Origin of the sequence: Alteribacter populi (assembly GCF_002352765.1) — a bacterium.
Taxonomy (GTDB): Bacteria; Bacillota; Bacilli; order Bacillales; family Salisediminibacteriaceae; genus Alteribacter; species Alteribacter populi.
Window position 1 is genome coordinate 2550072 of sequence record NZ_KZ293963.1, and the last position, 17578, is coordinate 2567649.

General features: G+C 45.2%; 15 protein-coding genes. 5 read left to right on the forward strand and 10 right to left on the reverse strand.

Going from position 1 to position 17578, the window contains the following annotated elements:
- The first annotated feature begins 10 nt into the window (after positions 1–10).
- From CDZ94_RS12150 to CDZ94_RS12170, 5 genes are all read left to right on the forward strand, one after another.
- Positions 11–1006, forward strand: coding sequence for a LacI family DNA-binding transcriptional regulator (locus tag CDZ94_RS12150; RefSeq protein WP_096437386.1), 996 nt, complete (start codon positions 11–13; stop codon positions 1004–1006).
- Between the two features lie 91 nt (positions 1007–1097).
- Entirely contained in the window at positions 1098–2537 is a 1440-nt protein-coding gene (locus tag CDZ94_RS12155) for an aldehyde dehydrogenase family protein (RefSeq protein WP_096437388.1), read from the forward strand.
- A gap of 15 nt (positions 2538–2552) precedes the next feature.
- Positions 2553–3038, forward strand: coding sequence for a hypothetical protein (locus tag CDZ94_RS12160; RefSeq protein WP_096437390.1), 486 nt, complete (start codon positions 2553–2555; stop codon positions 3036–3038).
- A gap of 313 nt (positions 3039–3351) precedes the next feature.
- The gene (locus CDZ94_RS12165; protein ID WP_096437392.1) at positions 3352–4857 is read left to right on the forward strand and encodes a sodium:solute symporter family protein; all 1506 of its coding nucleotides are present in this window, start codon (positions 3352–3354) and stop codon (positions 4855–4857) included.
- A gap of 21 nt (positions 4858–4878) precedes the next feature.
- Positions 4879–6072 carry an iron-containing alcohol dehydrogenase gene (locus tag CDZ94_RS12170; RefSeq protein ID WP_096437394.1) on the forward strand — a complete coding sequence of 398 codons (1194 nt, stop codon included), beginning with the start codon at positions 4879–4881 and terminating at the stop codon, positions 6070–6072.
- A 521-nt stretch (positions 6073–6593) separates the two neighbouring features.
- Here the strand turns inward: CDZ94_RS12170 and CDZ94_RS12175 are convergent.
- From CDZ94_RS12175 to CDZ94_RS12220, 10 genes are all read right to left on the reverse strand, one after another.
- Complete coding sequence (locus CDZ94_RS12175; protein ID WP_096440817.1) at positions 6594–7862, reverse strand: (Fe-S)-binding protein; 1269 nt, start codon at positions 7860–7862, stop codon at positions 6594–6596.
- A gap of 25 nt (positions 7863–7887) precedes the next feature.
- Positions 7888–9336, reverse strand: coding sequence for an FAD-linked oxidase C-terminal domain-containing protein (locus CDZ94_RS12180; protein WP_096437395.1), 1449 nt, complete (start codon positions 9334–9336; stop codon positions 7888–7890).
- Between the two features lie 27 nt (positions 9337–9363).
- Entirely contained in the window at positions 9364–10524 is a 1161-nt protein-coding gene (locus CDZ94_RS12185) for a glycerate kinase (protein WP_096437397.1), read from the reverse strand.
- Positions 10525–10617: 93 nt separating this feature from the next.
- Entirely contained in the window at positions 10618–11418 is an 801-nt protein-coding gene (locus CDZ94_RS12190) for an enoyl-CoA hydratase (RefSeq protein ID WP_096437399.1), read from the reverse strand.
- Positions 11419–11486: 68 nt separating this feature from the next.
- Positions 11487–12014 (reverse strand): gamma carbonic anhydrase family protein, encoded by a 528-nt coding sequence (locus CDZ94_RS12195; RefSeq protein ID WP_096437401.1) that lies wholly within the window; start codon positions 12012–12014, stop codon positions 11487–11489.
- 32 nt (positions 12015–12046) lie between these two features.
- Positions 12047–13543 carry a tripartite tricarboxylate transporter permease gene (locus CDZ94_RS12200; protein ID WP_096437403.1) on the reverse strand — a complete coding sequence of 499 codons (1497 nt, stop codon included), beginning with the start codon at positions 13541–13543 and terminating at the stop codon, positions 12047–12049.
- A gap of 31 nt (positions 13544–13574) precedes the next feature.
- Positions 13575–14093, reverse strand: a complete 519-nt coding sequence (locus tag CDZ94_RS12205) for a tripartite tricarboxylate transporter TctB family protein (protein WP_096437405.1) — start codon at positions 14091–14093, stop codon at positions 13575–13577.
- A 53-nt stretch (positions 14094–14146) separates the two neighbouring features.
- The gene (locus tag CDZ94_RS12210) at positions 14147–15151 is read right to left on the reverse strand and encodes a tripartite tricarboxylate transporter substrate binding protein (protein WP_096437407.1); all 1005 of its coding nucleotides are present in this window, start codon (positions 15149–15151) and stop codon (positions 14147–14149) included.
- A 48-nt stretch (positions 15152–15199) separates the two neighbouring features.
- On the reverse strand, positions 15200–16417 hold the full coding sequence (locus tag CDZ94_RS12215; protein WP_096437409.1) for a CaiB/BaiF CoA transferase family protein: 1218 nt from the start codon (positions 16415–16417) through the stop codon (positions 15200–15202).
- A gap of 68 nt (positions 16418–16485) precedes the next feature.
- Positions 16486–17172 (reverse strand): GntR family transcriptional regulator, encoded by a 687-nt coding sequence (locus CDZ94_RS12220; protein ID WP_096437411.1) that lies wholly within the window; start codon positions 17170–17172, stop codon positions 16486–16488.
- Positions 17173–17578 lie beyond the last annotated feature (406 nt).

Here is a 17578-nt window from a genome sequence, read left to right on the forward strand (position 1 = left end):
GAGATAACATATGGTGTCATCTAAGGATGTGGCAAAGCATGCAGGAGTTTCTCAATCTACCGTATCGCGTGTGCTTAACGATCCGTCCAAAGTAAATGCAGAGAACGTTCGTAAAGTACAAGATGCGATGAAAGTCCTTCATTACCGTCCTAATTCTGTAGCAAGGTCTTTAGTGAGCAATCAGACAAAAACGATCGCACTCATTTCCGGGCCGTTACACAACCCTTTCTTTGTCGAGACAACGACATCGATTGTGAATTATGCGGAAGCAAGGGGATACCGGACGATGGTATTTTTTGAGCACACCGATGAGAATAAACCGATTTATGATGCTGTCTTGTCAGCGCGGGTAGATGGAATATTATTATCATCGATTTTTCGTGAAGATCCGATTTTTGAGGAATTAAAGGGTTTGAACATCCCAATCGTGATGTACAACCGCAAGCACAATGACGGAGGAAACTATGTGGAAATCAATAATGAGATGTCAGGAGCTTTGGCCGCATCTCATTTACTAGATCTCGGGCACACCTCTCTCGGCTTACTCAGCGGTCCTAATCACACATCTACCTTCCATGGACGCAAGCTGGGTTTTACTGCCGAGTTTGAAAAAAGAACAGGTGAAAAGTTCCCTCCAGAAATGATCATTGAAACGAATACGACTGAAGCAGCCATTCATCAGGCGGTACTCGATTTGATGAGCCGAAAACACAGACCAACTGCAATTTTTGCAGCGACTGACTCGATTGCATTTTTCGCCGTGGATAAATTGCAGGAAGCTGGCTATATCATTCCTGATGATATCAGTATATGCGGTATGGATAATGTCAGTTTAGCCAGTCATCGATCATTCCAACTTACATCGATTGGACATAAAGGACCTAAAAACCTTGGATTACTTGGAGTAGAACATTTAATCGATATGATCGAGCGGCAAACGGAAGAAGATGTACAGATAACGCTGGAACCGACTTTATTTGAACGAAACACAACAAAACCAAAATGAGATAAGAGCCTGATTATGGCTCTCTTCTTTCATCATTTATTGAATACGTATTCATAACAAAAATTAATAATTAAACTGGAGGTCGAAAAGTATGACAACGGCAACCGAAACAAGAGGCTGGTTTTTCGAAGGTACAGAACAAAAGGCAGAACAAACGTATCAAGTCAATCACCCTCATTCCGGCGAAATACTTGCTCATGTAGCAGAAGGCACAAAAGAGATGATGACAGCGGCCATCGCCTCTGCTCATGAAGCCTTCCCAACGGTTAAAAATCTTTCAAAAAGTGAGCGGGCACAGATTCTATTTCAGGCGGCGAAACTGCTTGAAGACGAAAAGGAACAGGCAGCAAAAATCATTAGCCAAGAAGCATGTAAGCCGATTAAAGCCGCTCGCAGTGAAGTCGATCGCACCGTGCAAACTTTGCAATTTTCAGGTGAAGAAACAAAACGCCTGGATGGAGAGTATTTATCACTGGATGCCGCAGCGGGCGGAGAAGGCCGCGATGCGTACACGATTTATGAACCGATCGGGGTTGTAGCTGCTATTACTCCGTTCAACTTCCCTCTGAATTTGACGGTTCATAAAGTCGGTCCGGCAATCGCTGCAGGGAATACCATTGTCATTAAACCGGCAGAACAAACCCCTCTCTCCAGTCTGTATTTAGCAGACTTATTAACGAGAGCAGGTTTACCTGCTGGTGCCATTGCCGTAGTACCAGGGGAGGGCCCTCCTCTTGGTGAAGTGATGCTTTCAGATGACCGTGTGAAAAAAATCTCATTTACCGGAAGTCCCCGAGTCGGGAAGCTCCTTAAAAATCAGGCGGGCCTCAAGAAAATCACCCTTGAACTTGGTAGTAACTCTGCCATGTACGTGGATGAATCAGTCCAGGATATTGAAGCCGTTGCCACAAAAGCGGTTCAAGGTGCCTTTGCTTACAACGGTCAAGTTTGCTTAAGTACCCAGCGCATTTACGTTCATGAAAGTCAGATCGAGAAATTTACAAAAGCATTCATTGAACAAACGAGCAAACTTCAGTTTGGAGCTCCGGAATCAGAGGAGACAGACGTTTCCAGTCTCATTAATCAGGACTCCAGGGTTCGGGTGCTGCAATGGATCGAAGAAGCTCACGAAAAAGGTGCAAAAGTACTTACTGGTGGAAAAGCGGAAGGAAACGGGGTGCTACCAACTGTACTGACAAACGTTCCGCGGGATGTCAATGTCTCCTGTCAGGAGGTTTTCGGCCCGGTCGTGTTGATTAACGAGGTCAAAAATGCTGATGAAGCACTGAATGCGATGAATGACAGTGACTATGGACTAAATGCAGGCGTCTTTACGAATAATCTGCAGCAGGCGCTGAAGTTAGCCCATCAACTTGAAGTTGGTCAAGTACTTGTCAATGATGTACCGACCCTTCGCTTTGATCACATGCCGTATGGAGGAGTAAAGCAATCCGGTTATGGTCGTGAAGGAGTGAAATATGCAGTAAAAGAGATGGCTGAATTAAAAATGATCAGCTTAAACTTTTCTTAAACTGGGGGAACCGTCATGGAAATTCAAGTTATCAACTATACACCAACGCCGCAAAGACAAAAAGTTTATTATCCTCACTTGTTAACGACCTGGACAGCGGAGTACCGTTCTGTGTTTGGAGACCGGAGTGAAAAAGTAGCGCTGATGACAAACCTTGTCAAAGGAGGAACTGGTTTTGCAACCACTCCTTCTACTTCAAAATTGGAAGCGTTACCAAAAGAGGTGCTGCCTGCCGTTTTGTCATTACAGGATGCAGAAGAGGAAGCATACGAAATGCTGCGTCGTTACTATATGCATAAAGCACGGTCGTGGAAAGTGCCGAAATTTGAACACCACTCGACAGTCGAAATCTACGTCCCTTATGAATATTTTGTACGGCCATCACGCTGGCTAAAAAAAGACAGAACGTACTTGCATGAACCGGTGTCTCAATACGACGATCTGTTAAAAAAATATCCTGAAATAGAAACCTTTATAGAGGATGTTCAAAAAGTCCAGTAAAAAGAGCTGCTGCAACTTTTCGTTGTGTCGGTTCCAAAGTCCTCACGTACTAAAAATATGTCTCTTCCCTGCAAAAAATAGCACTGCAGTAATGTAACGCTCGTCGCTACAGGCTTGGAAGTGATACTCTTAACCGGCCGCACCTCGATCTTCTAAGCTCTTTTTGAACACACACTTATTGAAGTAGAGGAGGTAATTTCATGAATATGCTTGCGATCATGGGAGTGTTGATCATCGGCACGTGGATCGGAATGGCACTTATCTTGTTTAAAACAAAACTCATGGATGAAGAAGAATAAAAGGAGGGTTAAACATGGATTCGACAATTATCATGTACTCATGGATCTTTATGGCACTATTCATTTTCCTTATGCTTGGAATGGGCTGGGTTGGTATGAGACGTACTAAAACACCGGAAGATTTCGCTACTGCCCGTTCCAGCTACGGTCCATTCGTTATCGCACTTGTCATTGCAGCTGGAATCTCTAGTGGGTCCACTTTTATGGGGATGCCTGGGCTTGCTTATTCTCTTGGTACCCCGTCTCTTTGGTACCCGCTCTTATATCCAATCGCTACTGTTATCGGGATGTTGTTCGTAGCTAAGGTAATTAAACGCTACGGCGACCAGTTTGGTACGAGAACGATTCCAGAATTCATCGGAGAGCGATTTAATAGTGATTTTCTTCGCCTTTGCTTAACGGTTATTTCTATTTTACTTATTTTCTACGTTGTCTCACAGTTTGTGGCAGCAGCGACAATGTTTCAAACAATGATGGGAATTAACTACAGCACCGGACTTATTATTACCGGAGTTGTCCTTGCCATCTATGTGTTTATGGGCGGATCTCACTCCGATATTATTACCGATGCGATTCAAGGGTTCCTCATGGTGATTATTGCCTCCGTCGTATTCGTCTCATTTTTATCGAGCTTCGGCGTGAGTGGCGGATTTAGCGATATGCTTAATACGATCAGCCAGGAGCGTCCGGAAGGTGGTTTTAACCAGCTCTTCCTTGCCGGAGATAATACGTATGGATCTCTCTGGCTTGTCGGACTGTTATTTATCGCCCATTTACCATTTGCGGTCCTGCCCCACTTAGGAAATAAATTTATGGCGGTAAAATCCGGAAAAGATCTAAAGAAGCTCATCATGTACTGTACAATCATTGCAACAATTCTCCCACTTATGGCTTTAGGCGGTATGCTAGGCATTGCGGTTGTTGGTGCGGATGCCGGTATCAGTCCGGACCAGATTATCCCTGTGTTGTTTAGTGAGCTGTTTCCACCAATCATCGCGGCCTTCTTTGCGGTAGCAGTATTATCAGCGATTATGTCGACTTCAGATGGTTTGATTGTCTCGTTAACCCAGCTTTTAGCAAACGACTTATACCGTAAGTCGATCGTGCCGCGCATCAACATTACAAAAGAAACAGCAGAACGAAATGAAATGCTTATCAGCCGTTACAGCACCTTTATCGTCATTATTGCCGCTGTTCTGATTGCCTGGTCACCACCGGAGTACCTTGCCGTGTCAATGTGGATTGGAATTGGCGGGATCATGGCAGCCACTGCAGGACCCCTTGTCGTAGGCGCTCTGTGGAAGCGTGCTACAAAAACAGCAGCGATCAGTTCCCTGATTGCCGGAACGGTCTCTTACTGGATCATTTACCTTCCGTTCGGTTTTAACTTTGATAATCCGTTCGGTGCATCAGGTTTAGGTGTTTTAATAGGAATGAGTACGATGTATGTCGTTACGATATTCACTTCCCAAAAAACGAATAACCCATATTCTAAAGAAAAATCAGTGAAAACTGTCTAACATACTGGAGGATGTTGTTACATGGCTTTCCCATTTGTATCACCCATTAGAATTGAAGCCGGAGAGAATGCGCTGCAACGCGTCCCTTCTCTCCTGGAGAAATTTTCAGCCAAAAAAGTGCTCGTGTTTGCAGACCCCGGCGTTGTAGCGGCAGGTATTTCTGCAAAACTGACTGACCTGCTTGACCAAGCCGGAATTGCCTATCATCTATACGACAAACTGGAACCGGAACCACCGGTAGCCATCGGTGATGCTGCTGTAAACGCCGTGAAAGCAGAAAATACGGATCTCGTTATCGGGATCGGCGGAGGCAGCTCCCTTGATATTGCTAAAGCGGCAGCTGTTATGCAAGGTAACGAAGGATCGATCAGGGATTATTTAAACCTCAGTGGTACCCGCGCCTTTACAAGTAAAGGTATTCCGAAAATCTTAATTCCAACGACAGCAGGCACCGGTGCAGAAATTACCGATATCTCTGTTTTCTCCTTAGAGCAAACAAAAGACGTATTGACTCATGAATATTTGCTCGCTGATGTAGCGGTTGTTGATCCTGAATTAACGTATACTGTTCCAGCAAAAATTACGGCAGCAACCGGTGTGGATGCCTTAACCCACGCAGTAGAGGCGCTGATTTCAGTTAACGCCACACCACTGACAGACGCCCTTGCAGTAGAAGCAATCCGCAGAATTTCCGGAAGCATCCGTACCGCTGTCAAAGATGGAACAAATAACGAGGCACGTGACAATATGGCGTGGGGAAGCATGATCGCGGGACTCAGTTTTTATAACGCCGGCGTTTCCGGGGTGCATGCTCTCGCTTACCCGCTTGGAGGCATGTTCAAGGTACCCCACGGAGAAGCAAATGCGGTCCTCCTCCCTTATATTTTCGATTTCGTCTGGCCGCACGCCCTGCCAAAAATGCGGTTGATGGCAGAAGCCCTTGGAGTATTAGAAGACGGAGCCACAGATGTTGAAGCAGCAAAAGCCGCTGTTTGTGAGCTCAGAGACCTCGTCAAGGATGTGGAGATTCCTGCCACTCTTCAAGCGTTTGGCGTAACAGAAAACGATCTTGATACACTTGCTGAAGCGGCAAGCGGTCAAACACGACTCCTTGCAAGAAGTCCAAAACCATATTCGCTGGAAGACATTCGTGGATGTTATGAAGCAGCTCTTTGTGGGGAGTTGGGAGTTAGTAAGGAAGAAACGCGTCAATAATAATACCGTCACTCCTCGTCAGGCAGAATTAAATGAAGCGGTTATAGCCCTGGATTGAAGGGCTATAGCTATTTTCGTAGTTTAAAACTCATTTAATGAAATGTATAGATTCAACTTGACGATGACTTTCGAAAAGCTCTTTTCTCTGCATAAGGCGCACCTGACGAAATATATGTATTTTCTCTTAATCTTTTTATAACATAGGGAACAATAAGCAGGAGAACCTTTTTGTTCTTAGCCTGTCTGGACTCTTTACGTTGACCACTTTTCCTTAGTTAGATGAGAGTTATAATGATCTAACTCGATCATCCGTAATTTAAAAGGTTTAGAGACTTACCACCGCTCCAGAAAGTATCAAGCAAGACCTCCTCCAAGAGGAGCCGGACCCCCCAAAGTAAAGGTTCAGACCAGCTAACACGCCTAAATTTCTATTAAATTGAAGCCCACTTTTCTATCCACCACCCCTCCCACGCCCAAAAACAACCTCCGGATTCTACCGAAGGTTGTTTACATACATTTCTCTAATAAACTTCTGCTTTAATCCCTTTTCTTACCGCTTCTGCAAGTAGGTCGACAATGTGTACCGCCTGTACCTCATCCGTTAGTTTTTCCCTCTCCACACCGGCTTTCATTTGCAACAGACACCCTGGATTGGAAGTGACGATCCTGGACGCTTTGGTCGCCTTTACATCACTCATTTTCTTATCGAGAATCTTCATCGCCATCTTCGGCTGAACAAGATTGTATATTCCGGCCGAACCACAGCACTGTTCTTTATCTCTCATTGCGACATACTCGACCCCTTCAATTTTTCCGAGAAGTTTTTCGACGTTTCCTTTTTCTTTCATCACATTGTTTAGGTGGCACGATGGCTGATAAGTAACAAGCTGTGAATCAAGTTCCATCGGCGGCAGCTCCAGCTTTGCCAGTAGTGTGCTGATGTCCATCGATTTATCCGCGAACCGTTTCGCCCGCTCTGCCCATTCAGGCTCGTCTCTAAGGAGAAACGGATATTCATTAAGACCTGCGCCACATCCACCAGCATTGGACACAATTACATCGACTTCCGCCTTTTCAAAGGCTTCAATATTTTTTTTTGCGAGTAGCTTTGCCTTATCTGTTTCGCCACCGTGGGCATGTAGGGCTCCGCAGCATTCCTGCATTTTCGGTGTCACAATATCACAACCCGCCTGTTTCAATAAAAAGCGGGTTGATTCGTTTGTCTCTGCAAACATGGTGCTCATCAGACAGCCCCGGAAAAAAGCGACTCGTCTTACTGAAGGCTTGTCTGCAAATTCAAATTCGTCGTACTCTTTTACCTGAGAAGGCGGCAAGGCTGCCGGCACAACCTTTTCCATTGTCTCGACTTCACCTGGAAACAATTTAAAAACTTTGACTTTTCTCATCACTTTCTGTACGTTTGTTTTTTCGTACATATACCTCAGACTATGCAGTTTTTCCATCCGGTTATGGGACATGAACAGCCAGTCAAACGTGGCTTTTCTTAAAACTTTCACCGGAAATGAGTAGGATTTATGCTCATTAATCACCGCTCGTGCCTGTTCCAGCAGATGACCGTAATTCACGCCAGAAGGACAGGCTGGTTCGCATGCCCGACAGCCTAAACATTCATTCAACTGGGCTTCTACTTCGGCGTCGGGATTCTTTCTTCCTTCGACCACGGATTTCATAAGGGCTATTCTTCCCCGCGGGGAACTCGCTTCATTTCCCCCGGTCTGAATATATGTTGGGCAGGAAGGCAGACAGAATCCGCACCGTGTACAGTTCATCAGTTCCTCGTAATCGACTTTTTCCTTAAACGCTTTCTGTACTCTTGACTTCCTCACTTGCAGCACCTCCCACCGTGATCCGTTTTCTTGCTTCCTTAGCAAACATTTTTCCAGGGTTCATAATATTCTGCGGGTCAAGTGCGGTCTTTATCGCCCGCATGGCATCTACTCCTGCTTCACCCAGTTTCCAAGAAAGGTAAGGTGACTTCATTTCTCCGACACCGTGTTCGCCTGTAATGGTTCCCCCAAGATCAATGGCCTTGGAAAAAATCTCGGCAAATGCCTCTTCGACCCGGTGCATTTCCTCATCATCACGGACGTCTGTCATACACGTTGGATGAAGATTGCCGTCACCTGCATGACCGAATGTACAGATTTCCACGTCATATTTCTTCGCTGTAGCTTCAATAAAACGGACCATTTCCGCCAGCCTGGACCTTGGGACCGTCGCATCTTCCAACATTGTCGTCGGCCGACGGCGTGCCAGAGCAGTCAGAGCAGAACGTCTCGCTTCTGTAAGGGCAAGAGATTCTGCTTCGTTTTGGGCTTTTTCTACCGATATGGCTCCTTCTTTTTCACATATCACCCTCATCTGTTCCATATCTTCAGACACTAAATGGGACTTTCCATCCTGCTCCATAAGCAGGACAGCGCCTGCTGACGTTGGAAGCCCAATCTGACTGAACTCTTCTACGACTTCCAGAGTCGGCTGATCTAGAAATTCCAGCGTAGCAGGAATTATTTTTGCAGCTATTATGGACGAGACAGCTCTCGCTGATGATTCCATGTCAGGAAAAAGAGCAAGCATCGTTTCTTTTTTGTCCGGCTTCGGGACAAGCTTCAGGGTAGCTTCCGTTATGATTCCCAGCGTACCCTCTGCTCCGGTCATCAGTTTCGTTAAATCGTACCCGGCGACATCTTTTGCCAGTTTCCCTCCTGTACGGATCGCTTCACCGTTTGCAAGGACAAATTCTATTCCCATAACGTAGTCTTTTGTTACACCGTACTTCAGGCCCCTCAGTCCACCCGAATTTTCATTGATGTTCCCGCCAATAGTAGAGATCTTCATGGAACTTGGATCCGGCGGATAAAAAAGACCTGCCTCCTCTGCGCGGTATACAATATCGAGCGTTGTTACGCCCGGCTGCACCGTCATTGTTAAATTATTCATATCCACTTCCAGGATCTGATTCATATGGGAAAAGAGCATCACCAGGCCGCCGTGCGTGGGCGTTGTTCCAGCGCACAGGTTCGTACCTGATCCTCTCGGTACGATCGGGATCTGATGTGCAGCACAAATACGGACAATCTCTTGTATTTCTTTGGTTGAAGCTGGCCGTATAATGCCATCAGGCTCTGCCTGAAAACCGGGCGTTCCGTCATAAGAATAAACAATACGCTGCTCTTCTGTATCTAAAAATCGGTCTTTGCCGACAACAGCAACCAGCTTCTTTTTTACCTTTCCTTCCAGCATTCTTATCCCCCCCTTGTCAGTTCTCGATCACAATCTTTTTCTGCCAGTCTGCATTCCTCCTGCAAACGCGATAGTTTTTGCTAAATTTCTGGCTGTCACTGTCGTATACGCTGCCGCATTTTCCAGTGCATCAGCCAGCGGTACAGCTCCGGGTACAACACTATATAGGCAGTCAATTCCATAGTCATAGACTACTTCACTGTCCTGAGAGATCGAACCGGCCATTCCAACCACAGGAATACCGTGTTTTTTTGCCAGTTCGGCAATCCCCACCGGGGTTTTCCCATGTATAGATTGATGGTCAATTTTCCCCTCGCCGGTAATGACAAGTGAGGCGTCTTTTATCTGACTTTCAAATTGCACAGCTTCGAGTATGATCTTAACGCCACTTTTCAATTCGGCAGAAAAGGCGGAAAGTAATCCGAAACCTAGCCCTCCCGCAGCTCCTGCCCCGGGTGTATTCCGAATTTCTTTTTGGACTGGTGTTTCCATAACTTCTGCATAATGCTTCAAGTTTTTATCCAGAACCTCAATAATGTCAGGACTGGCTCCTTTTTGCGGCCCGAAAATAGCGGATGCTCCGTTACTTCCGGTGAGCGGGATATCCACATCACAGGCAACCTCAAGCTTTACGTGTTTCATACGCTCATCAACGACGGAAAGATCTGCGGAAACGAGATCTTGTAACTGTCCTCCTCCAGGTTCGATCTGATGCCCGCTATGATCAAGAAGTTCTCCACCCAGAGCCTGAATCATGCCGGCACCGCCGTCGTTTGTAGCACTGCCTCCGATTCCGATGATAATTTTTTCGGCTCCGTGGTCAAGTGCCGCCAAAAGTAGTTCCCCTGTTCCCCAAGTAGTCGTAATTAGCGGATTACGTAATTCGGGGGGAACGTGATGAAGCCCCGAGGCAGCCGACATTTCAATGACAGCTGTTTTCTTGTCTCCCAGTAAACCGAAAGATGCGTTGACGGGCTTTCCTAACGGCCCTTTAACCGTTTTTTCAATGATTTCTCCCCCTGTCGCATATACAAGGGCATAAACAGTTCCCTCTCCCCCGTCAGCCATAGGAATTTTTAAATATGACGCATCAGGAAAAACCTGTTTGAACCCTGCCTCAATTGCATCAGCTACCTCTGAGGCAGACAAACTTTCTTTAAAAGAATCAGGTGCAATAACAACTTTCATCCAACTCTCTCCCTCCGTTAAATCTCCTTCGGTAGGTACAAAAAAAGATGACGTAAATCCCGTCACCTTTTTTATAGTACATCCAAGGTATGTTTATTTTCCCTCCCATACAGGACGCCGTTTCTCAAGATAGGCTGTCACACCTTCTTTAAAATCTTCGCTCCCGTAAACTTTAGCGATCACTTGATCAAATTCAAGCCCGGTAACGTCATCCTTATAAATTCTGGTTAAGGCATCCTTGGTTGTATCTACAGTTAATGGCGCGTTTTTGCTGATTTTGTGTGCAACCTCAAGAACATTTTCAAAGAACCCTTCAGTTTCAAATGTGCCGGTTAAGAAACCGAGGGATGCAGCCTCTTCCGCAGAAATGACCCGGGCAGTATAAAGAAGCTCTTTTGTCCGCATAGCGCCTAGCTCTGCTTCCAGTCTCTTGTAGTTATCCATACTTAAACAGTTGCCCAGCGTTCTGGCCATCGGTGCACCGAATTTGGCATTAGGGGTAGCATAGCGCAGATCACAGGCAGTGGAAATAATCATGCCCCCTCCGACCGCATAGCCATGAACAGCTGCAATAGTCGGTTTCGGAAATTCAGCCAGCTTGTTCACTACCTTGTTTATTCTGTTTTCATAATCTATCCCATCACTCCCGGTGAAATTTTTAAACTGGCTGATGTCGGTTCCAGCTGCCAGCGCCTGATCTCCTGCCCCCCGGATGACCACCACCCGGACAGTCTCATCTTCTGCCAATTCCGTTAAATGATCTTCAAGCTGTTCATACATGGCCCATGTCATGGCATTTAATGCATCCGGTCTTGAGAGCGTCAATTGAATAACGGCTCCGAAACGTTCGAGTTCCACACACCCGGATTTTTTAACGTCACTATCAACAGACATTTTGATCTCTCCCTACTATAATTTTTTATAATCCAAACATTTATAAAGCGGTGGCGACTTATCGTCCGTTATTCGTTGCCACTTACAATTCCTGCTTCACGAAAACGCTTACCATTGTTCTGATAAAACTTTGCCCCGTCCAGGATTCGTTCTTTTAACTCCTCTTTTACCTGCTTCAATGGTTTCGCAGGAACACCTGCAGCAAGCATGTCCTCTTCAATGACTTTGTTTTCACCTACAACTGCTCCAGCCGCAATTACCGCACCGCTTTTAATATGAGCGCCGTTCAGAATAATCGCGCCCATGCCAATCAGCGCCCCGTCCTCAATCTTACATCCGTGAACGACACAGTTATGGCCGATGGTGACGTTTTTTCCGATTGTGACAGGAAAACCTTCATCGACGTGAATCATCGTCCCTTCCTGGACATTGGAGCCTCTCCCGATTTTAATGGAATCATTTTCGCCTCTAATCGTTGTGTTGAACCAGATCGAGACGTCTGCATCCACAGTTACATCACCGATTATATGAGTGTTTGGGGCCTGATAAACGGAATCGTGGACGTCTGGTGTAACTCCTTCAAATTCGTGAATCATGTTTTATCATCTCCATTTTCATAGTTTAATTGTTAAGCTGCTTTATCAAACCGTCTTTTTTTCTTGTCAAAATACCCTTTTACGAGCGGGAACAGCAGGCTGATGACAGCGAGTGAAACCAGCGTCAGGCTGATTGGTCTCGTAAAGAAGATAGAAAAATCGTTGTTCCCCATGAGAAGCGCTCTGCGGAAGTTTTCTTCAGCGAGAGGTCCTAGTACAACACCAAGAATCACTGGAGCCAGCGGGAATTTTGCTTTATCAAAGAAATAACCAAGGAGACCAAACCCAAGCATAATCCATACATCAAACATACTGTTTCGCACCGCATATGTTCCGATTACACAGAACACAATGATCAGCGGGCCGATCACCATATAAGGGATCTTTACGATCTGAGAGAACATTTTAATAAACGGAACCGACAGGAAAATAATTAATACATTCACTAGAAGAAGTCCGATAAAAATGGTATAAACAAGATCACTCTGCGCCGTAAACATCATCGGTCCAGGCTGGATGCCATGAAGGATAAACGCTCCCAGTATGACAGCCGTGGTAGCACTTCCCGGAATACCGAGTGATAGTAATGGCACCATAGCTCCCATTGAAGCTGAGTTGTTTGCTGATTCAGGTGCTGCAATACCTTCAGGAATCCCCGTCCCAAACTTATCCTTTCTTTTTGACCATCTTGCTGCCTCACTGTAGCTCAGCATCGAAGCTGTGGTCGCACCCACACCCGGCAGAATCCCGACAAAGATTCCGAGAAGCGAGGACCTTCCGATGACTCCTGATATCTTTTTAAATAACTTCAAATCAGGCAGTTTCGTAATAACTTTCCCGATTTTTTTGTTCAGTTCAATTTCCTGGAATTTCCTGAGAACCTCGGCGATGGCGAAGAGACCAATAAGAACCGGGATAAAGTCAATCCCCATCAGCAGATAGTTATTATCAAAGGTATAGCGGTTCGTTCCAGTTATGACATCTCTTCCAATCGTTGCAATAAAAAGACCGAACAAAACACCGATCAGACCTTTTATTAACGCCCCTCCGCTAAGTGAGGCTACAACCGTTAACCCTAGGAGTGCCAGAGCAAAGAATTCAGGCGCCGAAAACTCAAGTGCAAAACTGGCAAGCATCGGTGTTAAGAAAATTAAGATAATTGTTCCGATAATACCTCCTGCAGCGGAACTGAGGATTGCAACCCCGAGGGCCTTTCCTGCTTCTCCTCGCTTTGCCATAGGATAGCCGTCGAACACTGTCGCCACCGATTCCGGTGCCCCCGGGGTTTTAAATAAAATCGCACTGATTGATCCTGAAAAAACGGCTGTCGCATATATGGCGGTTAATAATAGAAATGCAGGAGTCGGGTCCAGCCCATACGTGATCGGCAGGAGGATTATAACCAGCATGGTTCCACTAATACCTGGCGTGGCACCTCCTAAAAAACCGATAAACAATCCAAACAGAAGAAAAACGATATGTATAGGCTGGATTATACTGGTGATCCCAGTGAGTATCCCTTCAATCATGATCTATTCCCTCCTTTTCACCTCACTGATTTTAGGAAAATAATATCGATATTTGTCTAAAGACTCCTACCCCGCTAGGAAGGGGGATGTTCAGAGTAGTTTGGAAGACAAACACCAGTACCAGCGTACTAGCTACCGGCATTAAAATAAGGTACCGAATCTTTTCCATTCCAAGCAGCCAGGCTGAATAGCAGATGATAAAAGCAGTTGCCAGTACAAAGCCAACAATGGTCAGAGAGAAAATATAAAATACAAGTCCTGCTGTAAGCAGCCAAAAATTCTTTATATTTGTCTGCCCTGTAGTCTCTTCGAGTATTTCGTCTACTACGTTTTCATCCTTTTTTACCTGAGCTTCGCTATTCTTATTTTTCCGAATAGATTGAACCAGAAGCAAAACACCGAGGAGAACCATCATGGTTAAGATCATAATCGGCCAGAAAGTCGGACCAATAACCTGATTGTCAGCACGACCTTCAATGCCAAAAGAAACGATTAAGAAGAAAGCTGAAAATGCTATTGTACCTATAGAGACAATAATGTTATATTTCATCGTTTCTCCCCTTTCTTTTACAAGAAGGGCGGAAGATTACTCCCGCCTTCATGTTATTGACCCAGCACTTCAAGTAATTCCTCGTAATTCGCCACGACATTTTCCAGTTCTTTTGCCCACTCTTCTGACGGCAGCCATCCCTCTCTCAGATGCAGGTAAGAATCTTCCTCGTATTCTTTATAACGAGGCTGTTCTTTTGCTTCTTCCAGCGCCTCTGCAAGAATATCCACAATATATTCTGGTGTATCAGAATGAACAACCAAGCCGCGGTTCTGCCCTTCTATTACGTCCCATCCAAACTCAGTAGCGTAAGGAACATCTTCATAGCCTGGAACACTCTCATCATTGAAAGCAAGAAGAATATCAACCTCTCCGGCCTCTACTTGTCCAATAGTCGGGCTGAACTGTTCAATTTGGGCGTCAATGTGTCCGCCGAGCAGAGCAGCGTGCATCTCTCCTGCACTTTCATAAGGAACAAAATTAAAGTCAGCATCCGCTTCTAGTTCCATCTGTGTGAGGATCAATTCATCAAAACCAAGGGATCCCGTTCCTCCAACTGTAATCTTTTCGTCTTGAGCTCGATCGAGGAAGTCTTCAATATTTGCGAATTCGCCGCCCTTAGTCTGAATTGTTACAATGTCATCCTGCACCCGGCCAACCGGAGTATAGGCGTCAAGACCATGAGGCGTATTTCCCTGAGCGACATTGATCGGATAGTTTGATGAAATGGCCCAGATCGTGTAACCATCCGCATCCCTCTCCCGGACGTAGTCACCTGCAATGGCTCCAGAGGCACCTTCATTGTTCACAACATTGATATTCGTATCCAGGATATCCGACAGTTCATTGGCAATTGCTCTTGCAAAAGTGTCACTGCCTCCTCCTGCCCCCCAGCCGACAACTACTTCAATGTCTTTTACAGGGTACTCTTCGTTATCACTCCCGGCTGAATCATTTCCTGCCTCAGTAGAACCTTCCACACCGTCATTTCCACATCCTTGTAAAACCATCGCAAATGACACCGCCATACCAGCAACTAGATAATTAAGTTTCTTCAAGATATTCCCTCCTGTTTTCTGGTTATTTAGATAGAGTCCGTTGCTTTTCTATTTTCCCGTAGTGACAGCGCTGTCATTTTTTATAACGACACCTGCTTCGTGGAGTTCATTAACTTTGTTTGCGTCAAATCCAATCGATTTTAGTATGTCTTCCGTGTCCTCTCCAAAAAGAGGAGCAGGTTTTTGAATCTGACCCGGAGTGGCAGATAGTTTTGATGGAAAACCGATCGTTTTCATCTTCCCTATTGTCGGATGATCAACTTCCTGAACCATTTCTCTTTCCAAGACATGAGGATCTTCCATTGCCTGTGCAAAATTATTAATCGGCCCTGCCGGAACACCGGCTTTTTCACACTTATTGATCCAATATTCTGACTTTTCCTTTGAGAAGATTTCCTCTATTAATTCTTCTAGTTCCTCCACGTTTTCATGTCTTAATGAGTTTGTCAGAAAGCGAGGATCTTCCAGCCATTCAGGCTTATTGACAACATCATTGACAAAGCGCTCCCAGGTTCTCTGGTTGGCACAGCCGAGCATCATATATCTGTCTTTCGCTTTAAGAGCCTGATATGGTGCCGATACGCGATGACGCCAGCCAGTTGCCTTTGGAATCGTCTCGTTGGCAAAATAAGCAGCTGCTTCCCATACAAACCACGGAAGGCCTGATTCCACTAAGGAAACGTCCACAAACTGACCTTCACCGGTCTGCTGCTTGTGAATATAAGCAGCCAAAATAGAATAAATCGCTGTCAGCCCGGCTCCAATGTCATAAACTGCAATACCTGATTTCATAGGTTTTCCTTCAGGTTCACCCGTCATACTCATCATACCGGTCATCCCCTGGGCAACAAGGTCAAACCCTCCTTTATGGGAGTACGGACCGCTCTGTCCGTAACCTGAGATCGAGCAGTAAATAATTCCACTGTTCAGCTTTTTAATCGTATCATAATCAATCTCCAGTTTTTTCGAGACGCCCGGTCTGAAGTTTTCTACAATGACATCTGCTTCTTTCGCCAATTCGTAAAAAATCTTTTTCCCTTCTTCTTCCTTCAGGTTAAGGCCCAAGCTTTTCTTATTCCGGTTAATCTGAAAAAAGCTGGTTGATTCCCCGTTCACGTATGGCCCCATCTGTCTGGAATCGTCCCCCCCATTGGCTTTTTCAATCTTCACAACCTCCGCGCCTAGATCCGCCAGCACCATCGTGCAGTACGGTCCTGCCATGATCTGTGATGCATCCAGAACTTTCATTCCTCTTAAAGCTCCCATTATAATCCTCCTAACTTTATGGTAAAGCGCTTACATTCAATCTTGAGGTAAGCGCCTTGATACAGTTCTTACATACTTCCATTGGAAGTCTCTTTTCTTCCCTTCTTAAGCATCTTATTCCCCCGTAGCTTGTCGTTTGTGAGATGCATCTCAATCGCCTCGACTGCCTTCTCCTTGTTACGGTCTTTAATACAGTGGAAGATCGTTAAATGCTCTTTAAAAATTTCCAAGTTGTGGGTCTCGTCCTGGAGAATCATGCCTCTATAAATCAGAAGAACCGACCGGATCTGATTGACCAGCTGAATCAGCCTCTTATTTGAACAGCAATCAATAACCAGTTTGTGGAATCTGGCATTCAATTCCAGAATTTCTTTATGGTTGTTGCCTTCGTCCTTGATGACTTTTTCCGAGTAAGATAATAGTCTTTCAATAGCCTCCAGATGTTCGTCACCCGCATCGTCTACGACAAGGCGAATCACTTCCTTCTCCAGGTACAACCTGCAGTCGCATAGCTCCTCAAAATCATCAGCATCAATCTTTACTACATATAACCCTGCCTTATCGTTTTCCAGCAATCCTTCTATCTGCAGCTGTCGCAATGCCTCTCTGAGAGGTGTGCGGCTGATTTGATAATGTTCAGCAAGCTTGGCCGAAACAATTCTCGATCCCGGCGCCAATTTGCCTGTCAAAATGTTGTCTTTAATATCTTCATAAACCTGCTCGTACAAAGGCCGTTGAAAAGTAATTCCTTTCAAGGAAACCCCTCCTTTTTGTTGTGTACGGTATACTGGATCCAGGACCCGTTATGTTGCATCCTATGTTACTGAATTATCAGAAAAGTGTCAACTGCTTCTGCGAAATATCTTCACAAATAGTTTACATTTTTTCATGTCACCTGCCTGAAGTTATGATCGTGACAGACTTTCTGCAATAAAAAAACCTTCAACAATTGCTGAAAATTCTTCATTTTTATTATCAAGTAATTTATATGGATACTAATTCCTAGCAGATAAAACCGGCAGAAGTTACAATTATCTTAATAAACAAGAATACATCTCCTACGCAGCCTGCTTCGATTTCTGGTCGACCTCTGAGGTATCAATCATAAGGAAATTAACCGCCTCTCAATGCCTTCCTACTCTCAAAAAAAATAATGTACGT